Source organism: Ancylobacter sp. TS-1, from assembly GCF_009223885.1.
GTDB lineage: Bacteria > Pseudomonadota > Alphaproteobacteria > Rhizobiales > Xanthobacteraceae > Ancylobacter.
Window position 1 is genome coordinate 2,007,501 of sequence record NZ_CP045144.1, and the last position, 16,027, is coordinate 2,023,527.

Sequence of the window (16,027 nt, forward strand, 5' to 3'; positions counted from 1 at the left end):
TTCCCCAAAACCAACACAACCGACCGCCATTTTTGGAAAGACGCGGAACAGGTTCCGTGCCGGCGGCTTATCGATTGGCTGGCAAGATAACGGCGCCGTGAGTCCGCGCCAAATCACGCTTGCTTACCTTCTGTTACCGTCGTTACGCTGGCGCACAATCCTGAAAAATCATTTAATTTCAATCGGATATGGCGACGCGGCGCAACCGTCTCGCTGCACCGCGCCACACGTCGTGTAACGGGGCGGACCCGCCGCCCCGGTTTCGTTCCGCTCAGCCCTGCCGGCGCAGGAAGGCGGGAATGTCGAGATGATCGTCCTCGGCCGGACGCGCCGGACGGGCCTCGTTGACGCGCAGCGCCGGGCGCTTGGCGTATTCAGAAGCCTCGGGGCGGATGTCCGAGAGCGGACGGCTCTCGGCCGGCGGCGCACGGCGCACCATCGGGCGCATGTCCGCCGGCGGCTCGGCTTCTTCCTCGTCGGCATGGCGGCCGAGACCGACATTGGCGAGACGCTGGAGCAGCGTCATGCGCTTCTTGTCGGCCTGGTGATGCTCGGGCACCTCGCCGCGCGCGGCGCGGATCTGGTTCTGCGCCGGCATGGGCAGCTCGTCGACGCGCGGCATGCGCGGCGCCGGGCGCTCGGCCTGCGGCGGGATGAACGGCTCGATGTCGTGGTCGCCGTAATCGTCCTCATGCGCCTGCGCCGGCTCCGGGTCGGCATAGAGGGCGGGCTTCGGCGCCATCGGGCGGATGGTCACCTCGTCGATCGCCGTCGAAGCGGCCGGAACCGGGGCGTAGGACGCCTCGCCGCCATAGACGTGCTCGTCGGCGGCATGGCTCGCATAGGTCGGCTCGGACGGCGACGCGTAAAGGTCGTCGGCCAGCGCCGAGGCGACCGAGCGCAGGGCGGCGTCGCGGCGGGCCTCGACGGCGGCGCGGCCGGCATTGGACACGCGGCGCCCGCCGACATCGGCGAGGTTCGACAGGCTGTGCGGGATCTGCTCGGGAATCACCGCCGGGTCGATCCCGGTGGCGACCACCGACACGCGGATCAGGCCTTCCAGCGATTCGTCGAAGGTGGCGCCGAGGATGATGTTGGCGTCCGGGTCGACCTCCTCGCGGATGCGGGTCGCCGCCTCGTCCACCTCGAACAGGGTGAGGTCCTTGCCGCCGGTGATCGAAATCAGCAGGCCGCGGGCGCCGCGCATCGACACCTCGTCGAGCAGCGGGTTGGCGATCGCCGCCTCGGCGGCGTGCAGCGCGCGCTTGTCGCCGGAGGCCTCGCCGGTGCCCATCATCGCCTTGCCCATCTCGCGCATCACGGCGCGGACGTCGGCGAAGTCGAGGTTGATCAGGCCTTCCTTCACCATCAGGTCGGTGATGCAGGCGACACCCGAATAGAGCACCTGGTCCGCCATCGCGAAGGCGTCGGCGAAGGTGGTGCGCTCATTGGCCACCCGGAACAGGTTCTGGTTCGGGATGACGATCAGCGTGTCGACACCCTTCTGCAGCTCGTTGATGCCCATCTCGCCGATGCGCATGCGGCGCTGCCCTTCGAAGTGGAAGGGCTTGGTGACGACGCCGACGGTCAGGATGCCGAGCTCGCGGGCGGCGCGGGCGATGACCGGGGCGGCGCCGGTGCCGGTGCCGCCGCCCATGCCGGCGGTGATGAACACCATATGCGCGCCGGCCAGGTGATCGCGGATCTCGTCGAGCGCCTCTTCAGCCGCCGCGCGGCCGACTTCCGGCTGCGAGCCGGCGCCAAGGCCCTCGGTCACGGCGACGCCCATCTGCACGATGCGCTCCGCCTTGGAGAGGGTGAGCGCCTGCGCGTCGGTGTTGGCGACGACGAAGTCGACCCCCGTCAGCCCGGCGGTGATCATGTTGTTGACGGCGTTGCCGCCCGCACCGCCGACGCCGAAGACGGTGATCCGGGGACGCAGCTCGCGGATATCCGGTACCTGGAGGTTGATCGTCATTTCTAGTGTCCCCTAACGCCGGCGGGCACGAGGCCCGTCACGATCACTTTGGTGCCGGTTCCGCCGGCGCGGATTGAGTGGAACACGTCAGAAGGCCTCCCTCAGCCAATGTCCGACGCGCGAGAAGTAGCCGCTGCCCTCGGCCTGCGAGAGCCGGCGCCGGCGCGCCTCGAAATGCTCAAGACCGGCGACCTGCGGATAGACGAGAAGCCCGGTGGCGACGGCGAAGGGCGCGCCGCGCGCCGCCTCCGGCAGCTTGGAAATGCCCAGCGGGCGCCCGATGCGCACCTGCGGGCCGAGGATCTTGCCGACCAGCTCGGCAAGGCCGGTGAGCTGGGCCGCGCCGCCGGTGAGCACCACCCGGCGACCCGCGCCGGCGGCATGGCCGGAGGCGATCAGCCGGTCGCGAACCAGTTCCACGATCTCCTCGACGCGCGGGCGCACGATGCGCACCAGCCGCGCCTTGGCGATCGCCCGGGGCATGTCGTGATGGTCGTCGGAGATGCCGGGGACGGTCAGCATCTCGCGCTCGTCGGCGCCCATCGCCATCACCCCGCCATGCAGGCTCTTGAGCCGCTCGGCGTCGGCGAGGCGGGTCGAGAGGCCGCGCGCCACGTCGTTGGTGACGTGCTGGCCGCCGATGGCGATGCCGTCGACATGCACGCAATGGCCGTTCTCGACCACCGCGACCGTGGTGGTGCCGGCGCCGAAATCGATCAGCGTCACGCCGAGTTCCGCCTCGTCGTCGGCAAGGGTGGACAGCGCGGCGGCATAGGGAGCCGCGACCATCGCCTCGACGCCGAGATGGCAGCGCTCGATGCACAGCAGCAGGTTGCGCACCGCCGACGCCTCGGCGGTAACGACGTGCAGGTCGACGCCGAGCCGGCGCCCGAGCATGCCGCGCGGCTCGCCGATGCCGCCGACCCCGTCGAGCGCATAGCCCACCGGCAAAGCGTGCAGGATGGTGCGGCCCTCGCCGATGGCGAAGGTCGAGGCGGCGTCGAGCACGCGGCGGATGTCGCCCTCGGCGACCGCCGGCTCCGGCAGGTCGACCTCGGCGGTGAAATGCTCGGAGGAGAGGCGGCCGCCGGCCAGCGCCACCACCACGGAGGCGATCTGCGCGCCGGCCATGCGCTCGGCGGCATCCACCGCGCGGCGGATGGCGTGCTCGGCACGCTCCATGTCGATGACGGTGCCGCCCTTGATGCCGTGGGCGCTGGTGTGGCCGATGCCGAGCACGTCCACCGAATGGGTGCGCCGGCGCAGGCTGGACGTGGCGTCGCGCGGCTTCAGCCGCGCGATCATGCAGACGATCTTGGAGGTGCCGACCTCCAGCACGCCGACCACGCCGGTTCGGCGCGGCGCCAGCGGGCGCATTTTCGGGGCGACCTCGAACGGTGCGCGCGTGCTCATGTGCTGCTCCCCTTCTTCGCCTTGGCCTGAGCCTTCTGCTCGGCCTGGCGCGCCTCGTAGGCGGTGTCGGAGAGACGGACCGACACGCGGTCGGGCAGCCGCAGGTCGACGATGGTGATGTCGCGCGAGAGCAGCGATTTCTGCTCGTCGAGCAAGGCCAGCTGCTGCAGCGCGTCGGGGATGCCGGTTTCCGGCAGGCGCACGTCGATGCCGTTGCGCATCTTCAGCGTCCAGCGCCGGTCGGCGACGCGAATCGCGGCGCGCACCTTGTCGCGCACGCCGGGCACGAGGCTCAGGGCCTCGACGATCTCGCCCACATTCGTCTCGGCGCCGTCGCCGACCACCACCGGCAGGCGGATGTAGCGCGGATCGTCGGAATAGGGCGCGATCACCGTGCCGTCGCGGGCGATGACGTTGATCTTGCCGTCCTTCTGCCAGAGCGCGAAGCCCTCGCGCTCGACGATCTGGATGTCGAGCCGGTCGGGATAGAGCTTCTGCACCGTGGCGCGCTTGATCCAGGCCAGTTCCTCGAGGCGCATGCGGGCGCCCTCGGCATCGAGGAACAGCAGCGAGGAGGTCGGCTTGACGCCCGCCGTGGCGAGGATGTCGCCGGGGGTGACGTGATTCTGGCCGGCGAGATTGACGTTGGCGATCCGGAAGCCGGCGATGTTGGCGGCGGCATCGCCCATGTCGCGGATCGCCTCGACGGTCGCCGGCATGTGGCCGCCGCGATCGAGGCCGTAGACGCCGGTGGCGGCGAAGAGGGCGAGGGTGAGCCAGGTGCCGGCGCCGCAGCTCAGGGCGCGCGAGGCGGAAAGCCCGACGAGGAAGCGGCGCCCGCCGATCACGGTGCGATCGAACAGGCGCGTGCGCTCATCCGCGGCCGCCGCGGCGGGGCGCGAGGGCTCCCGTCCGCGCGCGCCGCGCTGATCTCCGCCAGTGGCCGCGCCGGTCCGCGTGCCCGCCGGCGTCTGCCGCGGGGTCAGCGATCGAGCGAAGCGTCCTCCACCATCCATCGTACAAGCTCACCGAACGAATGGCCCGCATGGGCAGCCAGTTCGGGCACAAGCGACGTCTCGGTCATTCCGGGCTGAGTATTGACCTCCAGACAGACCAGACCGGATTCGTCCCCGGTCCGATCGTCATATCGGAAGTCCGACCTACTGATGCCCCGACAGCCGAGCGCGCGATGCGCCCTGACCGCTAACATCCGCACCTTTTGGTAAACATTCGGTAAAATTTGCGCCGGGAGAATATGGCGGGAACCGCCGGGAGCGTATTTTGCCTCGTAATCGTAGAACCTTAGATCGGACTGGATCTCGATCACATCAAGCGCCTGATCGCCCATGACGGCGCAGGTAAGCTCCAGTCCGGGGATGTAACGCTCGGCAAGAAGCAAATCACCATGCGTCCAATCGGGCCGGTGCAGCTCCTGAGGCGGGTGCTCCTGGTCCTCGCGCACGATGAACACGCCGACCGAGGAGCCCTCCGAGACCGGCTTGAGCACATAGGGGCGCGGCAGCACATGCGCGCGCGCCGCCTCGGCCCGCGTCACCACCCGCCCCTCCGGCACCGGGATGCCGTTAGCCGCCATGATGATCTTGGCCTGCGGCTTGTCCATCGCCAGCGCAGAGGCGAGCACGCCGGAGTGGCTGTAGGGGATGCGCAGTATCTCGAGGATGCCCTGGATGGTGCCGTCCTCGCCGGGGCGCCCGTGCAGTATGTTCAGCGCCACGTCCGGCTTCAGCGCGGCAAGGACCTGGGCCACGTCGCGCCCCACATCGACGCGAGTCACGCGGTAGCCCACGCTCTCCGCCGCCTTGGCGCAGGCCTCGCCCGACCACAGCGAAACCTGGCGTTCCGCCGACCAGCCGCCCATCAGGACGGCGACATGCTTCGTCATGGTGTTCTCCCCGGCGGCCCCTCGGACGCCCCATTGGCCGCACGGCTCAGCCCGGAACGCCGATGCGCTTGATCTCCCAGTCCAGCTCGATGCCGGAATGGGCCTTCACGCGGCGGCGCACGTCCTCGCCCAGCCCTTCGATGTCGGCGGCAGTGGCGCCGCCGGTATTGATCAGGAAATTGCAGTGCATCGTCGAGACCTGCGCCGGGCCGTGGGTCAGCCCGCGGCATCCGGCCGCGTCGATGAGCTGCCAGGCCTTGTGGCCGGGCGGATTCTTGAAGGTGGAGCCGCCGGTCTTCTCGCGAATCGGCTGCGAGGCCTCGCGGGCCTGGGTGATTCGCTCCATCTCGGCCAGAATCGCGGCGCTGTCGCCGGGCCGGCCCTGAAACAGCGCGCTGGTGAAGATCACCTCGGCCGGGGCGTTCGAATGGCGGTAGCTGAAGCCGAAATCGGCATTGGAGAAGGTGCGGACATTGCCGGCGCGGTCGACGCCGCGCGCCTCCACCAGCACGTCGCGGGTCTCCCCGCCATGCGCCCCGGCATTCATGCGCAGGGCGCCGCCGAGGCCACCGGGAATGCCCCGGAAGAAGGCGAGACCGTCGATTCCGGCATCGGCGGCGGCCTTGGCGAGCCGCACATCCGGCACCGCCGTGCCGGCGCGCAGCCGGTGGCCCTCCTCGACGGCGATCTCGTTGAAGCCGCGCCCCAGCCGGATCACGACGCCCGGCACGCCGCCATCGCGCACGATGAGGTTCGAGCCCAGCCCGACCACCATTACCGGGATCTCGGTCGGCAGGTTCTTCAGGAAATAGGCGAGGTCGTCCTCGTCGGCCGGGGTGAACAGCACCTGCGCCGGACCGCCGATGCGGAACCAGGTCAGCTCGGCGAGCGGCTGGTTGGCCAGCATCCGCCCGCGCAGCTCCGGCATGCGGGCGGCAAGCGCGGGGGCGATGTCGAGGAAGGTCATGAGGCGCGCGTCAGCGATCGGAATTGGCATTCAGATGTCGGTCCCATACCGGGTCAACATGGTCGACACGGCAGCCTCCAGAATGTCGAGATCGTTCTCGTAAATGCTCCAGAGCGCTTCGGCATCCAGCTTGTGATACGCATGCCTGATGTGGTTGCCGAGGCCGGCTATCTGCTTCCACGGAATGTGCGGCGCCATCTCATCCTTCCACTCGGCGGGAACATGGCGGGACGCTTCGCTCATAATTTCCAGAAACCGTTCGAACGCCGCACGGGTCGCCGCGTCGCCATACATCGTGTCGAACGACTTCCCCGCAAGCAGTTCACGGATGTTGTCTATGGACGTCTTGATGTCCTGAAGCCGGAAGATCGCGCGCTCGGCCATCAGAAAATCTCGACCGCATCGCGTTCGAGCGTGCGCCTGAATCCGTCATCGAGGCTGCGTCGCATGAAGATATTCGCCGGGAGCCCGGTCTCGGACTCGACCTCCTGCGCGACGCCGACAAGATCGATCAGGGAGAATTTCCTGCCCGGATTCACATCGATGGCGAGGTCGATATCGCTGTCCGCGCGATTGTCTCCCCGCGCCCGCGAGCCGAACAGCGCAAGCCGCGTCACGCCCTCGGCCCTCAGTCGCGGCTCAAGAGCGAGAAGCGAACGGATGAGATGTTCGCGCGACATATCCATGGCTCGCAAGTCTAACACGACTGACGCTCCTGCGCCCCCGCCGCCAGCTGCTCGGGCAGCGCATAGGCCCATTGGGTGATGTTGCCGGCGCCGAGGCAGACCACGTAGTCGCTCGGCCGCGCCAGCCCCCTCACGAGGCCCGCCAGCGCCTCCGGTCCCGGCAGCGCGATCACCGAGCGGTGGCCGCGCGCGCGCAGCGCCTCGACCAGATGGTCGCGGTCGATGCCGGCGATCGGCGTCTCGCCGGCCGCGTAGACATCGGCGACGATCACATGGTCGGCGTCGTTGAAGCAGGTGGCGAACTGGTCGAACAGCGACTGCAATCGCGTGTAGCGATGCGGCTGCACGACGGCGATCACCTGCCCTTCGGTGGAGGCGCGGGCCGCGCGCAGCACGGCGGCGATCTCGACGGGGTGGTGGCCGTAATCGTCGAAGATGGTCACGCCGCCCACCTCCCCGGTGCGGGTGAAGCGCCGCTTCACGCCGCCGAAGCCGGCGAGCGCGCTGCGGATCTGCTCGTCGGTGGCGCCCAGCTCGCGCGCCACCGCGATGGCGGCGGTGGCGTTGAGCGCGTTGTGGCGGCCGGGCATGGGCAGCACGAGGTCGCGCAGTTCGTGCACCACCTGCCCGTCGCGGTCGCGGAACAGCACGCCGAAGCGGCAGAGGCCGCCGCGAAGGTCGAGATCGACGAGGCGCGCATCCGCCTGCGGGTTCTCGCCATAGGTGATGACCCGCCGGTCCTCGACATGGCCGACAAGGTCCTGCACCACCGGATGATCGGTGCACATCACCGCGAAGCCGTAGAAGGGCAGGTTGTCGACGAAGCTGCGGAACGCCGCCTGCACCGCCTCGAAGGTCTTGAAGTGGTCGAGATGCTCGGGATCGATATTGGTGACGATGGCCACCTCGACCGGCAGCTTGAGAAAGGTGCCGTCGCTCTCGTCGGCCTCGACCACCATCCATTCGCCGTCGCCCAGGCGCGCATTGGTGCCATAGGCGTTGATGATGCCGCCATTGATGACGGTCGGGTCGAAGCCGCCGGCGTCGAGCAGGGTGGCGACGAGCGATGTCGTGGTCGTCTTGCCGTGGGTGCCGGCGATGGCGACGCAGCTTTTCAGCCGCATCAGCTCGGCCAGCATCTCGGCGCGGCGCACCACCGGCAGGCGCCGGGCGCGGGCCGCCACCAGCTCGGGATTGTCGCGGCGGATGGCGGTCGAGACCACCAGCACCTCGGCTCCCTCGATATTCTCGGCCGCATGGCCGATCAGCACCTTGATGCCCTTTTCGGCGAGGCGCTTCACATTGGCGCTCTCGGCGACGTCGGAGCCCTGCACCGTGTAGCCGAGATTGTGCAGCACCTCGGCGATGCCGCTCATGCCGATGCCGCCGATGCCGACGAAATGGATGGGGCCGAGAGACAGCGGGAGCTTCATGCGTTGTTCCTTCCGCCCGCGCGCGAAAAAGGCGCCGGCGTTGCCGGGCGCGCAGAAATAGACGAGCCGGCCGGCGGCGTCACCCGACCTTTGGTCCAAGCACCTCCCGCTGCCCGGTCGCGCATGGCGTCAGGCCTCGATTCCGGCGGTGGCGAGGACCAGCGCGGCAAGGCGCTCGGCGGCGTCGGCGCGGCCCATGCGGCGCGCGGCGGCGGCCATGGTGGCGAGGTCGCCGGGATGGGCGGCATAGACACCGAGCAACTCCGCGAAGCTCTCGGGCGTAAAGTGGTCCTGCGGCATCAGCACCGCGCCGCCGCCCTTGGCCAGCGCGCTCGCATTGGCAAGCTGGTCCTGGTCGAGCGCGCCGGGCAGCGGCACCAGCACCGAGGGCCGCCCGATCACGCCAAGCTCGGCCACCGTCATCGCGCCGGAACGGGCGACGACGAGATGCGCCCGCGCCATGCGGGCCGGCAGGTCGGCGAAGAAGGGCGCCAGCTCCACGCTCACGCCGAGCCGGTCATAGGTCGCGCGCACCGCCTCGATGTCCTCCGGCCGCGCCTGCTGGACGACGCGCAGGCGCGCCCGCAGCACGGGATCGAGCCTCTCGATCGCCGGCGGCACGATCTCGCTCATCACCCGCGCGCCCTGGCTGCCGCCGAAGACAAGCAGATCGAGCGGGCCGCCCTCGACGGGCGCCTCATAGAGCGAGGCCGCCGCGATCACGGCCGGCCGCACGGGGTTGCCGGTGTGGTGGGCCTTGGCCGCCAGCAGCGGATGGCCGGCGAAGATGTCGGGATAGCCGGTGGCGATGGCGGTGACGCGCGAGGCGAGCAGCGCATTGGCCCGCCCCATCACCGCGTTGGCCTCATGGATCAGGGTCGGCAGGCCGGCGAGGCGCGCGGCGAGGATCGGCGGCACGGTCGGATAGCCGCCGAAGCCGACCACGGCGGCGGGCCTGAGCGCGCGCATCAGCCGGTAGCCGCGCGCCAGCCCCAGGCCGAGCGTGAGCGCGGTGCGCGCCAGCGCCACGGGCGAGCGCCCGCGCACCGTCTCGGCCGGCAGCACATGGATGCGCCGCGCCGGAAAATGCCCGGCATAGCGCGCCGCGCGCGCATCGGTGGCGAGGTCGACGTCGATGCCGCGCGCGGCCAGCACCCCGGCCAGCGCCTCGGCCGGGAAGAGATGGCCGCCGGTTCCCCCGGCGGCGAGCACGACGAGCGGTCTTGTCGCGGTCATGGCGATCCTCAGGCGGGGCGCGGCCGCAGCGCGCCGGACGGCGCACCCGACGGCGCGCCGAGGCGGGTGCCGAGCCGCTCCAGCTCGGCCAGCGTCGCGGTGCGCGGGCGGCGGCGGGTCAGCGCCAGCAGCATGCCCATGCCGTAGGCGAGCGAGAGCAGCGAGGAGCCGCCATAGGAGACGAAGGGCAGCGTCATGCCCTTGGCCGGCATCATGTGCAGGTTGACCATCATGTTGATGCAGGACTGCAGCCCGAACAGGATGGCGAGCCCGGCCGTGGCGAAGCGCACGAAGGGGTCCTCGTCCTTCATGGCGCGGGCGAGCGCGCGCAGCACGATGAAGGCGAACAGGCCGGCGATCATCATGCACAGCACGGCGCCGAACTCCTCGCCAGCGACGGCGAAGATGAAATCGGTGTGGCCGTCCGGCAGCACCTTCTTGAAGCTGCCCTCGCCCGGCCCCTGCCCCAGCCAGCCGCCATTGAGGAAACTGTTGATCGACAGGTCGATCTGGTAGGTGTCGCCCGAATCCGGGTTGAGGAAGCGGTCGATGCGCTGGGTGACGTGCGGCACCATCGTGTAGGCGATGAACAGGCCGGTGGCGCCGATGCCGGCGAGGCCGATCACCCAGATGATGCGCAGCCCGGCGAGGAAGAACAGGCTGCCCCAGACCAGCGAGACCAGCATGGTCTGGCCGAAATCCGGCTGCATCACCAGCGGCGTCACCACCATGCCCAGCAGGCCGATGGCGAGGAACTGGCCCGGCATTTCCGGCCGCCGCACGCTCTCGGAGAACAGCCAGGCGGCGATGATGACGAAGGAGGGCTTCAGGAACTCGGACGGCTGCACGGTGATGCCGGCGACGGTGAGCCAGCGCCGGGCGCCCTTCACTTCCGGCCCCACCACCAGCGTCGCGCAGACCAGCGCCAGGAACACGAAGAACAGCACCAGCGCGATGCGGCGGATGTTGCGCGGCGACAGGAAGGAGGTGGCGATCAGCACGATCAGCGCCGGCACCAGGAACATCACCTGCCGGTTCACGAAATGGAACGGGTCGGCGATGCCGAGCCGCGCCGCCACCGGCGGGCTTGCCGCCAGCGCCAGCACGATGCCGATGATCATCAACGCCGCGAGAGCCCCAAGCAGCAGCCGGTCGATGGTCCACCACCACTCACCGACCACTGTCCGTTCGGCACGCGAGATCATGTACGCCACTCCGGGAAACACATGCGCCGGAGTATCGGACGGTTAAGGTTGACGCCCGCTTAATGGCGCCGCTCAGGCCGGCGAAAGCGCGTTGACGAGATCGCGGAAGGCGTCGCCGCGCACCTCGAAATTGCGGTACTGGTCGAAGCTGGCGCAGGCCGGCGACAGCAGCACCACCGGATGGGCAAGGCCGGACGCCGCCGCATCGCGGGCGGCGCGCGCCACCGCCACGTCGAGCGTGCCGCACATCTCGAAAGCCACGTCCTGCCCCAGCGTGGCGGCGAATTCCTCCGCCGCGACGCCGATAAGGTAGGCCTTGCGCACACGCGGGAAATACGGCGCCAGCGGCGCGATGCCACCCTCCTTCGGCTTGCCGCCGGCAATCCAGAAGATGTCGTCGAAGGAGACCAGCGCGCGCTCGGCGGCATCGGCATTGGTGGCCTTGGAATCGTTGACGAACAGCACGTCGCCGATCGTGCGCACCTGCTCCATGCGGTGCGCGAGGCCGGGGAAGCTGCGCATACCGGCGGCGATCACCTCCGGCGCGAGGCCGAGCGCGCGGGCGGCCGCGAAGGCGGCGGCGGCGTTCTGCGCGTTGTGGGCGCCCCGCAGCGAGCCGATGCCGGCGAGCGGCAGGGTGAACACGCGCGCACCCTTCTCGTTCACCGCGAGGTCCGTCCCGTCGAGCCAGATGCCGTCGTCGAGCGTCTCGCGAACGGAGACGCGCACCACGTTCTTGCCCGCCGCCTGCGCCCGGTCGGCGATGGCGCGCGACCACTCGTCGTCGACGCCGATTACCGCCGTGCCGCCGGCCTCGATGCCGGCGATCAGGCGCTCCTTCACCGCCGCGTAATGCTCCATCGTGCCGTGGCGGTCGATATGGTCGGGCGACAGGTTGAGCAGGATTCCGACCGCCGGATCGAGGCTCGGCGCGAGATCGACCTGATAGGACGAGCACTCGATCACATAGACCCGCCCCTGCTTCCACGGCTCCAGCCCGAGAATGGCGGGACCGAAATTGCCGCCGATCTGCGCGTCGCGCCCGCCCGCCCGCATGAGATGGGCGAGCAGCGCCGTCGTCGTCGACTTGCCATTGGTGCCGGTGATCGCGGCGAAGGGCGGCCGGCGCACGGCGGCCCGGCGCTCGCGGCAGAACAGCTCGATGTCGCCGATCACCTCGACGCCGGCCGCCTGCGCCCGCGTCACGCTCCAGTGCGGCTCGGGATGGGTCAGCGGCACGCCGGGCGCCAGCACCAGCGCGGCGAAGGCGGACCAGTCCGCGGCCCGGAGATCGCCGGTCGGTATGCCCTCGGCCGCCGCCTTCTCCACCGAGGCGGGCGAATCGTCCCATGCCGTCACCCGCGCCCCGCCGGCGATCAGCGCGCGGGCGGTGGCGAGGCCGGAGCCGCCGAGGCCGAACAGGGCAACGGCGCGGTCGTTGAGGGAGCGGACGGGGATCATGAAACGGCGACCTCGAATGGCGGGCCCGACGGGACGCTTCTGGCTAGCGCATTTCCGGGGCCGATGAAATGATCGCCGCCCCACCCTCTCCACGAGTCGCCCGCCATGGCCGCGCCCGCTTTGCTACCCCTCGGATCGACGATGCGCGTGCTGCGCCCGCATCCCAATGTCTATGCCTTCTATGACGGACGCATCGAGGGCGCGCGCGCCCATTCGGCGGCGCCGAACTGGCTCGACGACGGCGCCTATGCGCTCGGCGTGTGCGTCTATGCGGTGGTCGAGGGGAACGAGGCGATCGTCTACGACACCCACATCTCGATTCCCCATGCCCGGCTCATGCGCCGCACGCTGGAGGAGGCGGGCATCACCTCGTTCCGCGTCGTGCTGAGCCACTGGCACGACGACCATGTGGCCGGCAACGAGGTGTTTTCTGACGTCGAGATCATCGCGCTCGACCGCACCGAACAGGCGCTGGCCGGCAACCGCATCGCGCTGGAGAACGGAGACCCGCCGATCTTCCCGCTGGTGCTGCCCAACCGGATCATCACCGGCCCCACCGAGCTGAAGCTCGGCGCGCTGACGGTGAAGCTGGAGCCGGCCGAGATCCACAGCCATGACGGGCTGATCCTGCTGCTGCCGGAGTTCGGCCTGATGCTGGCCGGCGACACGCTGGAGGAGCCGATCACCTATGTCGCCGAGCCCGAGCGGCTCGGCCTGCATGTGGAGGAACTCAAGCGCATCAAGGAATGGGGCTATCCGCGCATCCTGCCCAATCACGGCGCGCCGGACGTCATCGCGGCGGGCGGCTACGGGCCCGAGTTGATCGACGCCACCATCCGTTATGTGAAGAAGCTGCTCCATACCCGCGCCGACATGGCGCTAGCCGACCAGGACCTCTCCACCTTCATCGCCGGGGATATCGCCTCCGGGGCGCTGACCTATTTCGCCCCCTATGAGGAGGTCCACGCCAACAATGTGAAGAAGGTTCTGGCGCTGCCGGGGTGAGGGAGCGGGACGCCGTCATCCCGGACGGCCGGAGGCCGATCCGGGATCGCATGCCAGGCGCGGATGACGATCCCGGCTCTACGCTTGGCTTCGGCCAGGATGACGAAATTACCGCAGCTTGAGCGTCGACAGCCCGATCAGCGCCAGCACCACGGCGATGATCCAGAAGCGGATGACGATCTGCGGCTCGGTCCAGCCCTTCTGCTCGAAATGGTGATGGATCGGCGCCATTCGGAACACGCGCTTGCCGGTGAGCTTGAACGAGGCGACCTGCACGATCACCGACACCGCCTCCAGCACGAACAGCCCGCCGATCACTGCCAGCACGATCTCGTGCTTGGTAGCGACCGCGATGGTGCCGAGCAGGCCGCCCAGCGCCAGCGAGCCGGTGTCGCCCATGAAGATCTGCGCCGGCGGGGCGTTGAACCACAGGAATCCGATTCCCGCGCCGATGATGGCCCCGCATATGACCGCCAGTTCGCCCACGCCCGCGACGTAGTGGATCTGCAGATAGTCGGCGAACAGCACGTTGCCGGAGAGATAGGAGATCAACCCGAAGCTGGCGGCCGCCACCATGACCGGCACGATGGCAAGGCCGTCGAGCCCGTCGGTGAGGTTCACCGCATTGCCGGCGGCGACGATGACGAAGGCGCCGAAGATGACGAAGAACCAGCCGAGATCGAGCAGCAGGTCCTTGAAGAAGGGGAAGGCCAGCGAGGACGAGAGCGGCTCGCGCCCCACATGCATGATGACCACCGCCGCGGTGCCGGCGATCAGCCCCTCGATCGCGAGGCGCGCCTTGCCCGACAGGCCGTTATGGGTCTGCTTCGTCACCTTGAGATAGTCGTCGTAGAAGCCGATCAGCCCGAAGCCGATGGTCACGAACAGCACCACCCAGACATAGGGGTTGGACAGGTTCCCCCAGAGCAGCGTCGCCACCATCAGCCCGGAGAAGATCATCAGTCCGCCCATGGTGGGCGTGCCCTTCTTGGTGAGCAGGTGCGATTGCGGCCCGTCGGTGCGGATCGGCTGGCCCTTGCCCTGCTTCAGCCGCAGCAGGGCGATGATCGCCGGGCCGAACATGAAGACGAAGAGCAGGGCGGTGATGATCGCGCCACCCGTGCGGAAGGTGATGTAGCGGAAGACGTTAACTGCCGGGACGCTTCCCTGGAGTTCGGCAAGCCATTGCAGCATGGAGGATCAACCTTCGGGTGTACGGGTCGGCGTGCCGGCATGCCGCCAAAGGCGGCGGGGCCGGCATCGAATCGGGCAGCGGGCGCCGGCCGGGCTCATTCCGACGTTTCCGCCGCTTCGGCAAGGCTCCCGGCGGGAAAACGCTCGGCGAGGGCGCGCACCAGCGGGCCCATGCGGCTGCCGTTCGATCCCTTGACCATGATCACGTCGTCGCCGCGCAGACGCTCGGCGACGAGGGGTAGCAGCGCCGGCGCGTCGGGCGCCCAGGCGCCCCGGCGCGCTTCCGGCAGCGCCTCCCACAGCGCGCGCATCAGCGGGCCGGCGCAGAAGACGAGATCGGCCGTCGCGGCGGCGGGGGCGAGATCGCGGTGCATCGCCTCGCCGGCGGTGCCGAGCTCCAGCATGTCGCCGAGCACGGCGATGCGGCGCCCGCGCCCGGCCACCGGCGTCGTGCCCAGCACGGCGAGCGCCGCGCGCATCGAGGCGGTATTGGCGTTGTAGCTCTCGTCGATGAGGGTCGCGAGCCCGCCCTTCACGGCGAGCCGCGTGCGCACGCCGCGCCCCGGCGGGGGACCGAGCGAGGCGAGCGCCATCGCCGCGAGGCACAAATCCGCCCCGGCGAGCTTCGCCGCCGCCAGCACGGCGAGCGCGTTCTGCACGATGTGGCGCCCGGGCAGGCCGACCTTGAAGCTCACGCTCTCGCCCATCACGTCGGCGATGGCGGTCGAACTCTGCGCTTGCAGCGCGACGCAGGTCAGGCGCACATCGGCCTCCGGCGCCTCGCCGAAGCCGACGATGTGCGCGATGCCGGTCGCCCGCGCCGCCGCAGCGAGCCGCTCGAAATGGGGATTGTCGCGGTTGAGCACCGCCGCCCCGCCCGGCTCGACGCCGGTGAAGATCTCGGCCTTGGCGTCGGCGATGGCCTCGACATCAGGGAACTGGGCGATGTGCACCGGCTCGACCGTGGTGATCACCGCCACATGCGGGCGCACCATGGCGACCAGCGGGGCGATCTCGCCGGCATGGTTCATGCCGAGCTCGAACACGCCATAGGCGCTCGATGCCGGCATGCGGGCGAGCGAGAGCGGCACGCCCCAGTGATTATTGTAGGAAGCGGCCGAGGCATGGGTCGGCCCGTCGGCGCCGAGCGCGAGCGCCAGCGCCTCCTTGGTCGTGGTCTTGCCGACCGAGCCGGTGACGCCGACGATGCGGGCCGAGCTGCGCGCCCGCGCCGCCCGGCCGGCGGCTTCCAGCGCGCCGAGCACGTCGTCCACCGCGAGCAGGCTGGCGCCTTCCGGCATCTCACCGAGCCGCGCGCGCTCGACCACGCTGAGCGCGGCGCCGTTCCCGGTTGCCGTGGCGACATAGGCGTGGCCGTCGCTGTTGTCGCCGCGAATGGCGAAGAACACGTCGCCCGCCTTCAGCGTGCGGGTGTCGATGGACACGCCGCCGACCGGGCCGGCCGGCGGGCCCGACAGCGTGCCGCCGACGGCGGCGGCGAGCGCCTCGGGTGTCCAGAGCGGCGACGGGGCGGCCACCATGTCGA

14 protein-coding genes are annotated in these 16,027 nt (G+C 69.8%); 1 reads left to right on the forward strand and 13 read right to left on the reverse strand.

Annotated features, from left to right (window positions below):
* Nucleotides 1–271 precede the first annotated feature (271 nt).
* The 11 genes from ftsZ to murD all read right to left on the reverse strand — a co-directional run bounded on the left by ftsZ (nucleotide 272) and on the right by murD (nucleotide 12,282).
* Complete coding sequence (gene ftsZ, locus GBB76_RS09595) at nucleotides 272–1,978, reverse strand: cell division protein FtsZ (RefSeq protein ID WP_152303108.1); 1,707 nt, start codon at nucleotides 1,976–1,978, stop codon at nucleotides 272–274.
* An 87-nt stretch (nucleotides 1,979–2,065) separates the two neighbouring features.
* Nucleotides 2,066–3,391 carry a cell division protein FtsA gene (ftsA, locus tag GBB76_RS09600; RefSeq protein ID WP_246668876.1) on the reverse strand — a complete coding sequence of 442 codons (1,326 nt, stop codon included), beginning with the start codon at nucleotides 3,389–3,391 and terminating at the stop codon, nucleotides 2,066–2,068.
* On the reverse strand, nucleotides 3,388–4,239 hold the full coding sequence (locus GBB76_RS09605; RefSeq protein WP_246668877.1) for a cell division protein FtsQ/DivIB: 852 nt from the start codon (nucleotides 4,237–4,239) through the stop codon (nucleotides 3,388–3,390). The genes ftsA and GBB76_RS09605 overlap by 4 nt, the downstream gene beginning before the upstream one ends.
* A gap of 134 nt (nucleotides 4,240–4,373) precedes the next feature.
* Nucleotides 4,374–5,294 carry a D-alanine--D-alanine ligase gene (locus GBB76_RS09610; RefSeq protein ID WP_152303110.1) on the reverse strand — a complete coding sequence of 307 codons (921 nt, stop codon included), beginning with the start codon at nucleotides 5,292–5,294 and terminating at the stop codon, nucleotides 4,374–4,376.
* Between the two features lie 46 nt (nucleotides 5,295–5,340).
* A complete protein-coding gene (gene murB, locus GBB76_RS09615; protein ID WP_152304815.1) occupies nucleotides 5,341–6,261 on the reverse strand; it encodes a UDP-N-acetylmuramate dehydrogenase in 921 nt (306 codons plus the stop codon).
* 30 nt (nucleotides 6,262–6,291) lie between these two features.
* A complete protein-coding gene (locus GBB76_RS09620) occupies nucleotides 6,292–6,645 on the reverse strand; it encodes a DUF86 domain-containing protein (protein ID WP_152303111.1) in 354 nt (117 codons plus the stop codon).
* Entirely contained in the window at nucleotides 6,645–6,947 is a 303-nt protein-coding gene (locus GBB76_RS09625; RefSeq protein ID WP_162375539.1) for a nucleotidyltransferase family protein, read from the reverse strand. The genes GBB76_RS09620 and GBB76_RS09625 overlap by 1 nt, the downstream gene beginning before the upstream one ends.
* 11 nt (nucleotides 6,948–6,958) lie before the next feature.
* Nucleotides 6,959–8,380, reverse strand: coding sequence for a UDP-N-acetylmuramate--L-alanine ligase (gene murC / locus GBB76_RS09630; protein WP_152303113.1), 1,422 nt, complete (start codon nucleotides 8,378–8,380; stop codon nucleotides 6,959–6,961).
* A gap of 129 nt (nucleotides 8,381–8,509) precedes the next feature.
* Nucleotides 8,510–9,616, reverse strand: coding sequence for a UDP-N-acetylglucosamine--N-acetylmuramyl-(pentapeptide) pyrophosphoryl-undecaprenol N-acetylglucosamine transferase (locus GBB76_RS09635; protein ID WP_202911056.1), 1,107 nt, complete (start codon nucleotides 9,614–9,616; stop codon nucleotides 8,510–8,512).
* An 8-nt stretch (nucleotides 9,617–9,624) separates the two neighbouring features.
* A complete protein-coding gene (ftsW, locus tag GBB76_RS09640) occupies nucleotides 9,625–10,821 on the reverse strand; it encodes a putative lipid II flippase FtsW (protein WP_152303114.1) in 1,197 nt (398 codons plus the stop codon).
* A 72-nt stretch (nucleotides 10,822–10,893) separates the two neighbouring features.
* Nucleotides 10,894–12,282 carry a UDP-N-acetylmuramoyl-L-alanine--D-glutamate ligase gene (gene murD, locus GBB76_RS09645; RefSeq protein WP_152303115.1) on the reverse strand — a complete coding sequence of 463 codons (1,389 nt, stop codon included), beginning with the start codon at nucleotides 12,280–12,282 and terminating at the stop codon, nucleotides 10,894–10,896.
* Nucleotides 12,283–12,387: 105 nt separating this feature from the next.
* Between murD and GBB76_RS09650 the strand changes: the two genes are divergently transcribed.
* Nucleotides 12,388–13,287 (forward strand): MBL fold metallo-hydrolase, encoded by a 900-nt coding sequence (locus GBB76_RS09650; RefSeq protein ID WP_152303116.1) that lies wholly within the window; start codon nucleotides 12,388–12,390, stop codon nucleotides 13,285–13,287.
* A 108-nt stretch (nucleotides 13,288–13,395) separates the two neighbouring features.
* On the opposite strand, the gene mraY is transcribed toward GBB76_RS09650, so the two are convergent.
* Both mraY and GBB76_RS09660 read right to left on the reverse strand, forming a co-directional pair.
* Nucleotides 13,396–14,481 (reverse strand): phospho-N-acetylmuramoyl-pentapeptide-transferase, encoded by a 1,086-nt coding sequence (mraY, locus tag GBB76_RS09655; protein ID WP_152303117.1) that lies wholly within the window; start codon nucleotides 14,479–14,481, stop codon nucleotides 13,396–13,398.
* Between the two features lie 95 nt (nucleotides 14,482–14,576).
* Nucleotides 14,577–16,022: a UDP-N-acetylmuramoylalanyl-D-glutamyl-2,6-diaminopimelate--D-alanyl-D-alanine ligase gene (locus tag GBB76_RS09660; RefSeq protein WP_202911057.1), complete on the reverse strand. Its 1,446-nt coding sequence runs from the start codon at nucleotides 16,020–16,022 to the stop codon at nucleotides 14,577–14,579.
* Nucleotides 16,023–16,027 lie beyond the last annotated feature (5 nt).